This is a genomic window from Mycobacterium sp. (genome assembly GCF_032159775.1).
Taxonomy (GTDB): Bacteria; Actinomycetota; Actinomycetes; order Mycobacteriales; family Mycobacteriaceae; genus Mycobacterium.
In genome coordinates this window covers 18,921-31,278 of sequence record NZ_JAVHWK010000205.1, presented here as the reverse complement: position 1 = coordinate 31,278, position 12,358 = coordinate 18,921, and the positions used below count along the sequence as shown (strand labels likewise).

Below are 12,358 nucleotides of genomic sequence, written 5' to 3'. Positions count from 1 at the left end.
TCACCCACGTGTTACTCACCCGTTCGCCACTCGAGTACCCCGAAGGGCCTTTCCGTTCGACTTGCATGTGTTAAGCACGCCGCCAGCGTTCGTCCTGAGCCAGAATCAAACTCTCCAAACAAAACCTAAAAGGCAATTCAGAAAAATCTGACCTAACACCAGTATCAAACTGGCAAAAAAAACAAACCACACCCCTAAACGGGAAAAAGAAGCATGGCAAAAAACAAAAACAACAAACAAAAACCACCAAACACACTATTGAGTTCTCAAACAACACACCCGGTTACAGGCAACCCTGCCACTGTACTCCACATCGGCAGAGACGTCAAACCACGTCCGCCAGTCCAAGACTGGGGCCGTGGGCTAGTGGAAACACTACGCCTTCTCACACGGGCGTCCCAAATCGGGGCCGGTGACCTGCGAACCTAGACGACACGCTCGATCTCGGCGCCCAGGCTGACCAAGTTCTCCACGAACAGCGGGTACCCGCGGTCGATGTGAAAGACGTCGTGGACCTCGGTATCCCCGTCCGCGACCAGGCCGGCCAATACAAGCCCCGCCCCGGCGCGAATGTCCGACGACCACACCGGCGCGCTGGACAACTGCGGAAGGCCCCGGACTACCGCGTGATGGCCGTCGGTCCTGGCGTCGGCGCCGAGCCGGATCATCTCCTCAACGAACCGGAACCGCGCCTCGAAGACATTTTCGGTGATCATCGAGGTGCCGTCGGCAATAGAGGCCAGCGCGATGGCCATCGGCTGCAGATCGGTCGGAAAGCCGGGAAACGGCAGCGTTGCGACGTTGATCGCCTTGGGCCGTTCGTACTGCACGATGCGGAAGCCGTCGTCGCTCTGCGTGACAGTGGCGCCTGCGTCGTGCAGCTTGTGCAGCACCAGCTGCAGGTGCTGCGGGTCGACGCCGGTGACCGAGATGTCACCCCTGGTCATGGCCGCGGCGATTCCCCACGTGGCCGCAACGATCCGGTCGCCGATCACCCGGTGCTCCGTTGGATGCAGCCGATCGACGCCGGTGATCGTCATCGTCGACAGGCCTGCCCCTTCGATCTGGGCACCCATCTGGTTCAGCATCGTGCACAGGTCGACGACGTCAGGTTCGCGTGCCGCGTTGTGGATGGTGGTGACGCCCTCCGCCACCACCGCCGCCATCAAGATGTTCTCGGTCGCACCCACCGACGGGAATTCGAGCTGAATCTCCGCTCCGCGCAGATGATCTGCCTCGGCGACCACACAGCCATGCTCGATATTGCAGCGGGCACCGAGCTGTCGCAGCCCGGCCTGGTGCATGTCCAGGGGTCGCGACCCGATGGCATCGCCGCCCGGCAGTGCAACCTTGGCCCGCTTGCAGCGGCCGACCAACGGCCCGAGCACGCACACGGAGGCCCGGAACTGGCGGACGGCAGCAAAATCCGCGTCGTACTTGGGTTCGTCGGGTGATGTGATGCGAACCGTGCCACCATCCAGTTCGACGTTGGCTCCGAGCCCGCGAAGCACCTCCGCCATCAGCGGCACGTCGAGAATGTCCGGGCAATTCGTGATCGTGCTGGTGCCTTCGGCCAGCAGCGTGGCAGCCATCAGCTTCAGCACGCTGTTCTTGGCTCCCCCGACGGCAACTTCGCCTGACAACCGGTCTCCACCGGTGACCACGAAACGCTCGCTCACCGCGTTAGTTTAAACAGCGGCGCGGGCGGTGTCCGAATCCTCGGTGAGGCGCCGGCGGTACCGTTTGACCATGGCTGTGCACCTGACCCGGATTTACACCCGTACCGGTGACGACGGAACGACCGGATTGAGCGACTTCAGCAGGGTTTCCAAGAACGATGCGCGGCTCGCGGCGTACGCCGACTGCGATGAGGCCAACGCCGCCATCGGCGTTGCCGTTTCTTTGGGTCACCCCGACGAGCAAATGCTCAAGGTGCTGCGGCAGATTCAGAATGACCTCTTCGACGCGGGCGCTGACCTGTCCACTCCGGTCGTCGAGGATCCCGAGCACCCACCACTGCGCATCAGCCAGAGCTACATCGACCGGTTGGAGGCGTGGTGTGACCAATTCAACGCACCCCTGCCTGCACTGGATTCTTTTGTGCTGCCGGGCGGTACTCCGTTGTCCGCCTTGCTCCATGTGGCCCGAACCGTCGCGCGCCGTGCCGAGCGGTCGGCCTGGCTGGCGGTCGAAGCTCATCCCGACAGCGTCAGTGTGCTACCGGCCAAATACCTCAACAGGCTTTCCGATCTGCTCTTCATCCTCTGCAGAGTCGCCAATCCCGGCGGCGATGTGCTGTGGCAACCGGGCGGTTTTGCAAGGGATTAGGCCGTCCTGCGCCGCGCTCGAGGCGACGGTCGCGACTCCAGCCACGATTGAAAGGCGGTCAGCGCGCCGCGATCCAGCGCCACCTCGTAGCCGGTCTTGCGTTCCGGGCTCGTGTCGCGCAGTTCGAGGATCACGATCTCGGCCGTCATGATGTCGAACTCATCGCCTCGTGGCGACCGGCGCGACACGATCTCCAGCCCTCGGCGGCTGAGCCGACGATCAGGCCACCACCGCAGGCTGGAGAGCCGGTAGAAGCCGGCTTCGCCACCGCGATAACGCATTACCCCGTGCCGCCAGCCCTGGCCTCCGACGGCCGGATAGTCACGCAGAATCGCCGCGGTACCCCCGACCTGACGCAGCTTCCACAGCCGGTAGCTCAGGGCGATGACGACGAGAAGAAGCACACCCACCAGCGCGGCCATGATCAGCATGGACGCGCTCATCGGTGGCCCTAGTCGATCTGGCCGAGAGCGCGCAGCCTGGCGCGGCCTTTGGCTGCGGTCGCCTCGTCGTCGGACTCGGAGTCCCGCTTTGCCGCGTCGGCGTTGATCTCGGACTCGAGTTCAGCGGACTCGGCGAGGATGATCACGCCCTCGTCGGTGACGGACATGAAGCCGCCGTCGACGGCGATGCGCAGATCATCCTCACCTTCGCGTTCGACCCTGACCATGGCGTCGTCAACCAGCTGCGCCACCAGCGGGATGTGACGCGGCAAGATACCGATCTCACCCGCAGTGGTGCGGGTGAACACGAAAGTGGCTTTCCCCGACCAGATTTCGCGTTCTACCGCGACGATGTCCACATCCAGTTCAGCCATGACTAGTCACTCTTGTCTTCGCCGTCGTCCTTCGCGGAGTCGTCGTCCTTCGCGGAGTCGTCGTCCTTCGCGGAGTCGTCGTCCTTCGCGGAATCGTCGTCCTTCGCGGAGTCGCCGTCCTTCGCGGAGTCGTCGTCCGAGTCGTCGTCCGAGTCCTCGTCGCTCTTGTCCCCGGACGCCGGAGCGCCGTCGCTGCCGCTGTCGTCCATCTTGGCGCCGAGGCTCTCGGCCTTGCGCTTCAGATCTTCGAGACCGCCGATCAGGAAGAACGCCTGCTCGGGAAGGTGGTCGAAATCGCCCTTCGTGAGCCTGTCGAACGCCTCGATGGTCTCCTTCAGAGGCACGGTCGAGCCGGGCTGGCCGGTGAACTGTTCGGCGGCCATCATGTTCTGGGACAGGAAGCGCTCGATGCGGCGGGCGCGCTGCACCAACTGCTTGTCTTCTTCGGCCAGTTCGTCGATGCCCAGAATCGCGATGATGTCCTGGAGGTCCTTGTATCGCTGCAGGATTCGGATGACTTCCTGGGCCACACGGTAGTGCTCCTCGCCGACCACGCTCGGATCGAGGATCGTCGAGCTGGACGCGAGCGGATCGACCGCCGGGAAGATGCCCTTGGAGAACACATTACGGCTGAGCTCAGTGGTGGCGTCCAGGTGGGCGAAGGTCGTGGCGGGCGCCGGGTCAGTGTAGTCGTCGGCGGGCACGTACACGGCCTGCATCGAGGTGATCGAGTGGCCGCGGGTCGACGTGATGCGCTCTTGGAGCTCACCCATCTCGTCGGCCAGTGTCGGCTGGTATCCCACCGCGGAAGGCATGCGGCCAAGCAGTGTGGAGACTTCGGAGCCGGCCTGTGTGAACCGGAAGATGTTGTCGATGAACAGCAGCACGTCCTGCTCCTGTTCATCGCGGAAGAACTCGGCCATGGTGAGCGCAGACAACGCGACCCGCATACGGGTGCCGGGCGGCTCATCCATCTGACCGAACACCAGCGCCGTGTCCTTCAGCACGTCGGCGTCTGCAAGCTCGACCCAAAGGTCGTTGCCCTCGCGGGTGCGCTCCCCGACCCCGGCGAACACTGACGTGCCGCCGAAGTTGCGGGCGATGCGGTTGATCATCTCCTGGATCAACACGGTCTTGCCCACGCCGGCGCCGCCGAACAGGGCGATCTTGCCGCCGCGGACGTAGGGCGTGAGCAGGTCGACGACCTTGAGACCGGTCTCCAGCATCTCCGTGCGGGGTTCCAGCTGGTCGAAAGCCGGCGGCTTGCGGTGGATCGACCAGCGCTCGAAGTCCTTGCCGTAGCCGGGCTCATCGAGGCAGTCGCCGAGCGCGTTGAACACGTGGCCCTTGACTCCGTCGCCGACGGGTACCGAGATCGAGTTGCCGGTGTCGGTCACCTCGACGCCTCGAACCAGTCCGTCGGTGGGCTGCAGGGAGATGCAGCGGACCAAGTTGTCGCCGAGGTGCTGGGCAACCTCCAGCGTCAGCGTCTTCGCCAGATCCTTGTAGTCGATCTCTGCGTGCAACGCGTTGAACAACTCGGGCACAGAACCACGCGGGAACTCGACGTCGACGACAGGGCCGGTGACGCGCACGACGCGGCCCGCGGTGTCGGTGTCGGTCTTCTTTTCAGCAGTAGCAGTCATGTGTCTTTTCGCTTCCTACGGGCTACTTGTTGGCGGCGTCCGAGAGCGCGTTAGCGCCACCGACGATTTCGCTGATTTCCTGAGTGATCTGGGATTGCCGTTCGCGGTTGGCCATCAGGGTCAGGTCCTTGATGAGGTCGTCGGCGTTGTCTGTCGCCGACTTCATCGCCCGCCGGCGGGATGCCGACTCCGATGCCGCCGCCTCGAGCAGGGCGGCGAAGATGCGGGTGGCGACATATCGTGGCAGAAGCGCGCCGAACAGTGTTTCCGCATCCGGCTCGAACGAGAACAGCGTCTGCGGTCCGGTCTCCTCTTCGCTGTACTCCACCACCATCGGCGCGATCCGGCGCGCGACCGCGGTCTGCGACATCATCGATTTGAACTCGTTGAACACGATGTGCAACTCGTCGACGCCGAGAACGTCGTCCTTGCCCGGATCGTCGCCCTCGTCGTCCATGCCTGCGGTGAAGGCGTCGACCAGTGTCGACGCGATCTCCTGCGCGTTCTCGTAGTCAGGCCGCTCGGAGAACCCGGTCCAGGAGTCGAGCACATCCCAATTGCGGAAGCTGTAGTACCCGAGGGCTTTTCGGCCCACGGTGTACAGCACGGGTTCCTTGCCCTCCGAGCGAAGCAAGGAGAACAACTCCTCCGACCGCCGAAAGACGTTGGCGTTGTACGCGCCGCAGAGCCCACGGTCCGACGACACCACCAGCACACCGGCGCGCCGTGGGTTCTCGCGTTCGACCAACAGCGGGTGGTCCAACGCGCTCGCGTTGGCCAAGTTCGAGAGCATGTGGGTGATTTCGCGGTCGTAAGGCCGAGCCGCCTGGACTCGAGCCTGTGCCTTGGCGATACGCGAGGTCGCGATCAGCTCCTGGGCCTTGGTGATCTTCTTGATCGACCCGGCGGAGCGGATACGTCCACGCAGTTCGCGCAGTGTGGCAGCCATTAGCGCTCCGGCCTATTTCTTCTTCGGCTTGGGCTTGTTGACCTTCACCGATTCCTTCTCGACGTCTTCTTCGTCCATTGCATCGGCGTGCTCATCGGGGACGACTGAGCTGCCGTCGGTGGTGTCGAAGCCCTTCTTGAAGTCGTTCACGACTTTCTCGAGCTTTTCTTCGAGCTCCTCGGAGAGCTTCTTGCTCTCCCGAATCTCTTTGAGGATGCCCTCATGCGAGCCCTTCACGTGCTCGAGAAATTCCCGCTCGAACCTCTGAACGTCCTCGACGGGCACGGTGTCGAGGTGGCCCCTGGTACCCAGGAAGATCGCGACGACCTGCTCCTCGACCGGCATCGGGCTGTTCTGCGGCTGCTTGAGCAATTCCACCAGCCGAGCGCCGCGATCCAGCTGCGCCTTGGATGTCTCGTCGAGGTCGGAAGCGAACGCGGCGAACGATTCGAGCTCGCGATACTGCGAGAGATCCAGTCGCAGCGATCCGGCCACCTCTTTCATGGCCTTGATCTGAGCGGCACCGCCGACACGCGAAACCGAAACGCCGACGTTGATCGCCGGGCGCACACCCTGGTTGAACAGATCGGTCTCCAGGAAGCACTGGCCGTCGGTGATCGAGATGACATTGGTCGGGATGTAGGCCGAGATGTCGTTGGCCTTGGTCTCGATGATCGGCAGGCCCGTCAGCGAGCCGCCCCCGAGCTCGTCGGACAACTTGGCACAGCGTTCCAGCAGCCGGGAGTGCAGGTAGAACACGTCTCCCGGGTACGCCTCGCGGCCGGGCGGCCTGCGCAGCAGCAGCGAGATGGCACGATAGGCCTCCGCCTGCTTGGTCAGGTCGTCGAACACGATCAGCACATGCTTGCCGTCGTACATCCAGTGCTGGGCAATGGACGACCCGGTGTACGGCGCAAGCCATTTGAAGCCGGCCGAGTCGGAGGCCGGTGAAGCGACGATGGTGGTGTACTCCATCGCGCCACCCTCTTCGAGGGTTTGGCGCACGCTGGCGATGGTGGTGCCCTTCTGGCCGATCGCCACGTACACGCAACGGACCTGCTGGTCGGGGTCGCCGGTCTCCCAGTTCTGGCGCTGGTTGAGGATCGTGTCCACACATACCGCGGTCTTGCCGGTCTTGCGGTCGCCGATGATCAGCTGGCGCTGACCGCGCCCGATCGGGGTCTGGGAGTCGATCGCCTTGATGCCCGTCTGAAGCGGCTCACTGACGCCTTGACGCTGCACCACAGACGGCGCCTGCAGTTCCAGGGCGCGTCGCTCGTCGGTTTCGACATCGCCGCGACCGTCGATCGGCTGACCCAGGGGGTTGACCACACGTCCGAGGAAGGCATCACCAACGGGTACCGACAGCACCTCGCCGGTGCGCTTGACCTGCTGGCCCTGTTCGATCTTCTCGAAGTCGCCGAGGATCACCGCGCCGATGGCGTGCTCGTCGAGGTTGAGCGCAACACCGAGCACACCGCCCGGGAACTCCAGCAGCTCCTGTGTCATCACCGACGGGAGGCCCTCGACGTGCGCGATGCCGTCGCCGGCGTCGATGACAGTGCCGATTTCCTCGCGCTCGGTGTCGGCTTCGAAACCGGCGACATACTCCTCGATGGCGCCCTGGATCTCGTCCGCCGAGATCGTCAACTCTGCCATGGGGTTCTCCTCTTCGCGCAAGCGCTCATCGGTGGCTTTCGTCTTCCTACTTCGTGTGTGGGTCTGATGTTGTCGGGGTCATTCGGGCAAGTGGTTCTCGGCCGACGCCAGCTTGGACGACAGCGAGCCGTCGATCACCTCGTCGCCCACCTCGATCGTGAGGCCGCCTAGCAGTGCCGGGTCGATGTCGAGCTGAAGCGACACCGGATGACCGTAGATGCGGGTGAGCAACTCGGTCAGTCGGTTTCGTTGAGCGTCGCTGAGCTCGCTTGCGGCGCGCACGTGTGCGACGACCTCGCCACGTCGGGACACCGCGAGATTCGCCAACTCGCGGACGGCGTCATCAGCACGCTCGCCGTGCAGCAGTTCGACCGTCTGGCGAAGCAGGTCCGCGGTGTTCTTGCTCGCCCTGCGGTGAAGCACGTTGTTCAACAGGCTGATTCGGCCGTCCACGGGGGAGGTGTAGTCGCTGAGCAGGGTGATCAGCCGCGGCTCGGTGTCGAGGATGCGACTGAACCTGAACAGCTCGTCCTCCACGTCTTCGATCTGCCCGTCGGCTTCGGCGCGCACCAGCAGGGCGAGCCTGGCGAGGTGTTGGACTCCGCGCGTCAAGTCCGAGGCGGACGACCAGCGCTGCGAAACGGCATTTTTGAGTATGTCGAGTGCGGATTCGGAAACCTTGCCGGACAGCAGTCGCTCAACGAGGTGCACCCTGGAAGCGGAATCCGCGGAGGGGTCGGCCAGATGCCTGGCCAAAACCGGCTCGCGGCGCAGTAACTTGACCGTCGATGCCAGATCGTCGGACAACTTGGTCAGTCCGGCGCCGTCGAGCCCGGCCACGGCCTCGTCGAACTGTTCGACGACTGTGGCCACCGACTGGCGGCTGGCGGCGCGCAGCTTCGCTGTGGCGGCGTCGGAGAACACCGTGCTCGACGGCGCCATCTCATCCAACTCGTCGAGGAAGCGGCCAACCGTCGCGGACTGCTCTGCTGGATCGGAGACGAAGTCGCGCACCATATCTCGTGCACGATGCACGGACTCGGCGCCGAGAGTCTGCCGAAGTTCGCGGATGAGCTGCTGACGAAGCAGCTGAACTTGTTGTGCCCCTTGCGTTTTGATGCGCTCCAGCTCGGCGTCGGCTTGGGCCCGCAGCTGTTCGGCGATCTTCTCGGCGTCGTGACGCGCCTCCTCGATCACCTTCGAAGCCTCAGCCTTGGCCTGCTCGAGCGCCTTGGCGTGCTCCTTGTCGGCGTCGGCGACCTTTTTCTCGGCCTCGGAGTGTTCTTGCAGCTGTGCGCGGACGGTCTCCTGCTGGTTCTTCATCATGGTGCGAACCGGCGGTACAACGTATTTCCATAAGAGGAAGACGATTACCGCGAAACCAATGAGCTGTCCGATGAAGGTCGACACGACAGCTAACGCCCCTGTCCTGTAGTAACCGGAACCGTACGAGTGGTCACCTGGACCCCGAGGACGCGACTGGCAAACTGCGCCGCCAGAGTCTCAACAGACGTCTGGAGGTCGGCCGTCACCGCCAGCGACTGCTCCGTGAGCTCCTCGGTGGCCTGCGCAAGCACCTTCGAGACCTCGGCGTTGGCACGGGCGCGCGCGTCCTCGACGATCTTGCGGCCCTCGGCACGGGCCTCCTCACGGACGTGCGTCGCCTCGCGGCGGGCCGTGGCCATCACCTTCAGGTAGTCGGCGTCAGCAGCCGCCCGCAGTTGCGCTGCGCGACGGTTGTCCTCAGCCGTCTTTTGCACCATGGCTTCGCGTTCGCGCAAAACCTTGGAGATAGGCGGCACAACCCACTTGGCGATCACACCGAGCAGGATCAAGAAGATGATCAGCACGAAGAAGAACGTGCCGTTGGGGATCAGAAAGTTGCTCTGACCGCCGCCTTCTTCCGCCGCCAGGATCGTCGAGCTGAGGTCATTCATGACCGTGGACTACCTACTTGACCGGAGTGGCGAACACGAACAGCGCCATGAATGCCAGGTTGATGAAGTAGGCGGCCTCGACCAGACCGACCGTGATGAAGAACGGAGTGAACAAGCGTCCCTGGGCCTCGGGCTGCCGGGCGATGCCGGCGATCAACGCGTTACCCGCGATGCCGTCACCGATACCGGCGCCGATGGCACCGCCGGCCATGATCAGTCCACCGCCGATGAGCGCGCCGGCAGCGATTGTGGGATTCATCTTTATCCTCCTTGATAACTGGCAGGTGTCCTACCAGGACGTGGGTCGAGCATGGTCGGTATCAGTCATGTTGTTCGTCGAGTTCCATCGACTGGCTGAAGTACAAGATCGTCAGCAGGGCGAAGATGAACGCCTGGATGGCGCCGACGAACAAGTCGAAGCTCTTCCAGATCGCGTTGGGCGCCCACATGATCCACGGCGGGAACATGGCGATCAGCGCGACCAGGATGCCGCCCGCGAAGATGTTGCCGAAAAGTCGGAGTGACAGCGAGATCGGCTTGGCGAGCTCCTCGACGAGGTTGATCGGCGCCAGAACGGCGACGTGGCCCTTCAGTAGCTTCACCGGGTGGCCGATGATGCCGCGGCGCCAAATGCCCGCCGCGTGGTAGCAGATGAACACGAACAGTGCGAGCGCCAGCACGAAGTTGATGTCCGAGGCCGGCGGCTTGAGCAGTTCGTGTATCCCGCCGTTGGAATCGGTGTACTGCACGGGCAGGATCGACAGCCAGTTCGACACCAGAATGAACACGAACAGCGTGACGGCCAGCGGTAGCACGAACGGGGCGATCTTCATGCCGATCGCCGACTCGATCTGGTTGCGCAGCTGAACTGTGATCGCTTCCCAGAACAGCTGCACGCCGCTGGGCACACCGGTCGACGTCACCTTGGCGCGCAGGAAGAATGCCAGCGCCAGCACAATCGCCGCGGCAATCGCGGTGGACAGCACCGTGTCGGTGTTGACGGTCAGCCCGAACCAGTGCGCCTGCGTGTGGTGGCCGACTTCGATCCCGGAGCCGGCGGCGAGGATCGTCTCGGTCATTTCTCTCCTGCCTCCCCTTCGAGTCCATCACTACCGACGCCGATGCTCCTCGCGTCCGCGTCGCCCGCCCGCAGCTTCTTCAAGACGGGCAGCGCCGTGGAAAGCACTAGCAATACCTGGAACAGCGCCATGCCAAACACGACGCCGAGACCCTGCGGCCGGAAGATGAATGCGATCGTCAAGCCGATCACCGTCATCACCAACAGCCGGGTGGCGGAGTTGATTGCCATTTTGCTCTTGAGCGGATGGTCCTTGGCTGTGATCGCCTCGACCGATCGCTGCACGAGGATCGCGTTGAGCAAACCGAGCGCGAGGCCTACTCCGAAGAAAACCCCGACCATCGGATGGTCAAGCAGGGCGGCCGCCACTGTCACCAGGCCGGCGAAAACCACGCACACGGCAAACAACCGCAACGGCCGGAAAGCCACTGACGGAAACACCAACGGCGCATCCTGCGCTGGCGTCGTCACGGCGTCACCTCAATCCCGCGGTCACGAGGGCTAACCCAATGATTCTGTGCGTGGCGCACCGAGCGTATCGGAGTGCGCGAGACGCGCTGGAATCACCCAAGGAGTAGCTCCCTTTGTCGGTCGTTTTTCCGTGCCGATCGGCGATGAGCCGGGCGGCGCGGGGGCCGGCAACCCGCGAGGTTTTTCGGGTTCTACCAGCACCGTACCACACAGGAAGCAGCCAGAATCCGGCTACTACTACTTTTCGTCGTACAACCCGTCGTAGGACTCTTCGCGGCGTCTGAGAAGGGGAATCAGCGTCACGACGATCGCCACCAAAGTCGCCGCGAGCATCACCCCGCCGGTGTATCGGGGGTCGAAGAAAATGGTGCTCGCGGCGCCCAACGCGACGATGCCGACCCACAGGTAAATGAGCAGCACCACGCGCCGATGGGAATGGCCGATCTGCAGTAACCGATGGTGCAGATGCATTTTGTCGGGACTGAACGGACTGCGACCGGCGCGGGTGCGCCGGACGATGGCCAGCAACATGTCCAGTGCGGGGACGAACATGACCGCGACCACCAACAGGAATGGCGACAGCAGAGCGAACACGTCGCGAGCGCCGTATGCGCTTTGCGAGATCGGCCCTGCCGCGGTGGTGGACGCCGCTCCGAGCATCAGCCCGATCAGCATCGAGCCGGAGTCGCCCATGAAGATTCGCGCGCGGTGGAAGTTGTGCGGCAGAAAACCCAGACACGCGCCGGCCAGCACCACCGAGATCACCGCGGGCGGGTAGAACAACACGTCGCCACCGTGGTCCCGCAGCAGGCCGATGGAAAAGATCGTGATGGCCAGTGCGGTGATCAGGCCCAGACCCGCGGCCAGGCCGTCGAGGCCGTCGACGAAGTTCATCGCGTTGACGATCGCGACTGTCAGCGCGAGTGTGAGCAGGATCGACGACACCTGGTCGAGCACGATGGTGCCGACGCCACCGAACGGGATGTAGAGCACGCTCCACGCCACGCCCATTGTCACCAGCACGCTTGCCGCGGTGATCTGCCCTGCGAACTTGGTCAGCGCGTCGAGGCCCCACTTGTCGTCGATCAGGCCGATGACCATGATCAGCCCGCCCGCGACAACGGTGGCAGGCAGGCCGGACGAATAGACGAAGCCGCGGGTCAGTGCGGGCAGCTGCGACGCGAGCAGCACTGCGGCCAGCACCCCGATGTACATCGCAAGTCCGCCCATTCGCGGGGTCGGCTGCAGGTGAACGTCGCGTTCCCGGGGATAGGCCACGGCCCCGACTCGAGTGGCAAGCACGCGGACCCAGCCGGTCGCGAAGTAGGTGATGATCGCGGCGGTGAACCCGACGAGCGCCAGCTCGCGCAGCGGCACGCCCGCGCCTCGATCGGAGAGCGCAAGCAGCCCGCTGGCCACTACATGCACCTCGCTCACCACCGGATGAACCGTACTTGACGAACTTGAGAGCGC

The 12,358-nt window shown here is 63.9% G+C and carries 12 protein-coding genes, 1 rRNA gene and 1 pseudogene; 1 reads left to right on the top strand and 13 read right to left on the bottom strand.

Going from position 1 to position 12,358, the window contains the following annotated elements; all coding sequences use genetic code 11:
* Both QOJ24_RS26190 and murA read right to left on the bottom strand, forming a co-directional pair.
* Positions 1-121, bottom strand: a 16S ribosomal RNA gene (locus QOJ24_RS26190); the annotation flags it as partial.
* Positions 122-425: 304 nt separating this feature from the next.
* Complete coding sequence (gene murA / locus QOJ24_RS26185; RefSeq protein ID WP_526266438.1) at positions 426-1,679, bottom strand: UDP-N-acetylglucosamine 1-carboxyvinyltransferase; 1,254 nt, start codon at positions 1,677-1,679, stop codon at positions 426-428.
* Between the two features lie 70 nt (positions 1,680-1,749).
* Here murA and QOJ24_RS26180 point away from each other — a divergent pair, with 70 nt between their 5' ends.
* A complete protein-coding gene (locus tag QOJ24_RS26180) occupies positions 1,750-2,328 on the top strand; it encodes a cob(I)yrinic acid a,c-diamide adenosyltransferase (protein ID WP_526266436.1) in 579 nt (192 codons plus the stop codon).
* Here the strand turns inward: QOJ24_RS26180 and QOJ24_RS26175 are convergent.
* The 11 genes and pseudogenes from QOJ24_RS26175 to QOJ24_RS26125 all read right to left on the bottom strand — a co-directional run bounded on the left by QOJ24_RS26175 (position 2,325) and on the right by QOJ24_RS26125 (position 12,325).
* The gene (locus tag QOJ24_RS26175) at positions 2,325-2,771 is read right to left on the bottom strand and encodes a DUF2550 family protein (protein WP_526266434.1); all 447 of its coding nucleotides are present in this window, start codon (positions 2,769-2,771) and stop codon (positions 2,325-2,327) included. The two genes, QOJ24_RS26180 and QOJ24_RS26175, sit on opposite strands and share 4 nt — an antisense overlap.
* Before the next feature lie 8 nt (positions 2,772-2,779).
* Positions 2,780-3,145 carry a F0F1 ATP synthase subunit epsilon gene (locus QOJ24_RS26170; protein WP_526266432.1) on the bottom strand — a complete coding sequence of 122 codons (366 nt, stop codon included), beginning with the start codon at positions 3,143-3,145 and terminating at the stop codon, positions 2,780-2,782.
* Positions 3,146-3,351: 206 nt separating this feature from the next.
* A pseudogene (gene atpD, locus QOJ24_RS26165) lies at positions 3,352-4,791 on the bottom strand (F0F1 ATP synthase subunit beta); the annotation flags it as partial.
* Positions 4,792-4,813: 22 nt separating this feature from the next.
* Positions 4,814-5,740 carry a F0F1 ATP synthase subunit gamma gene (locus QOJ24_RS26160; RefSeq protein ID WP_526266430.1) on the bottom strand — a complete coding sequence of 309 codons (927 nt, stop codon included), beginning with the start codon at positions 5,738-5,740 and terminating at the stop codon, positions 4,814-4,816.
* Positions 5,741-5,752: 12 nt separating this feature from the next.
* Complete coding sequence (atpA, locus tag QOJ24_RS26155) at positions 5,753-7,399, bottom strand: F0F1 ATP synthase subunit alpha (RefSeq protein WP_526266428.1); 1,647 nt, start codon at positions 7,397-7,399, stop codon at positions 5,753-5,755.
* Between the two features lie 78 nt (positions 7,400-7,477).
* The gene (locus tag QOJ24_RS26150) at positions 7,478-8,809 is read right to left on the bottom strand and encodes a F0F1 ATP synthase subunit B/delta (protein WP_526266426.1); all 1,332 of its coding nucleotides are present in this window, start codon (positions 8,807-8,809) and stop codon (positions 7,478-7,480) included.
* A gap of 5 nt (positions 8,810-8,814) precedes the next feature.
* Positions 8,815-9,336: a F0F1 ATP synthase subunit B gene (locus tag QOJ24_RS26145; RefSeq protein WP_526266424.1), complete on the bottom strand. Its 522-nt coding sequence runs from the start codon at positions 9,334-9,336 to the stop codon at positions 8,815-8,817.
* Between the two features lie 13 nt (positions 9,337-9,349).
* Complete coding sequence (locus tag QOJ24_RS26140) at positions 9,350-9,595, bottom strand: F0F1 ATP synthase subunit C (protein ID WP_015308519.1); 246 nt, start codon at positions 9,593-9,595, stop codon at positions 9,350-9,352.
* Positions 9,596-9,656: 61 nt separating this feature from the next.
* Complete coding sequence (gene atpB, locus QOJ24_RS26135; RefSeq protein WP_526266422.1) at positions 9,657-10,415, bottom strand: F0F1 ATP synthase subunit A; 759 nt, start codon at positions 10,413-10,415, stop codon at positions 9,657-9,659.
* Positions 10,412-10,885 (bottom strand): ATP synthase subunit I, encoded by a 474-nt coding sequence (locus QOJ24_RS26130; RefSeq protein ID WP_526266420.1) that lies wholly within the window; start codon positions 10,883-10,885, stop codon positions 10,412-10,414. The genes atpB and QOJ24_RS26130 overlap by 4 nt, the downstream gene beginning before the upstream one ends.
* Before the next feature lie 237 nt (positions 10,886-11,122).
* Entirely contained in the window at positions 11,123-12,325 is a 1,203-nt protein-coding gene (locus QOJ24_RS26125) for a glycosyltransferase family 4 protein (RefSeq protein WP_526266418.1), read from the bottom strand.
* Between the last annotated feature and the right edge of the window lie 33 nt (positions 12,326-12,358).

Coding starts and splice junctions, on each gene's coding strand:
- QOJ24_RS26160 (WP_526266430.1), bottom strand. CDS start 5,740: ATGGCTGCCACACTGCGCGAACTGCGTGGACGTATCCGCTCCGCCGGG.
- atpB (WP_526266422.1), bottom strand. CDS start 10,415: ATGACCGAGACGATCCTCGCCGCCGGCTCCGGGATCGAAGTCGGCCAC.
- QOJ24_RS26145 (WP_526266424.1), bottom strand. CDS start 9,336: ATGAATGACCTCAGCTCGACGATCCTGGCGGCGGAAGAAGGCGGCGGT.
- QOJ24_RS26175 (WP_526266434.1), bottom strand. CDS start 2,771: ATGAGCGCGTCCATGCTGATCATGGCCGCGCTGGTGGGTGTGCTTCTT.
- QOJ24_RS26140 (WP_015308519.1), bottom strand. CDS start 9,595: ATGAATCCCACAATCGCTGCCGGCGCGCTCATCGGCGGTGGACTGATC.
- QOJ24_RS26180 (WP_526266436.1), top strand. CDS start 1,750: ATGGCTGTGCACCTGACCCGGATTTACACCCGTACCGGTGACGACGGA.
- atpA (WP_526266428.1), bottom strand. CDS start 7,399: ATGGCAGAGTTGACGATCTCGGCGGACGAGATCCAGGGCGCCATCGAG.
- QOJ24_RS26170 (WP_526266432.1), bottom strand. CDS start 3,145: ATGGCTGAACTGGATGTGGACATCGTCGCGGTAGAACGCGAAATCTGG.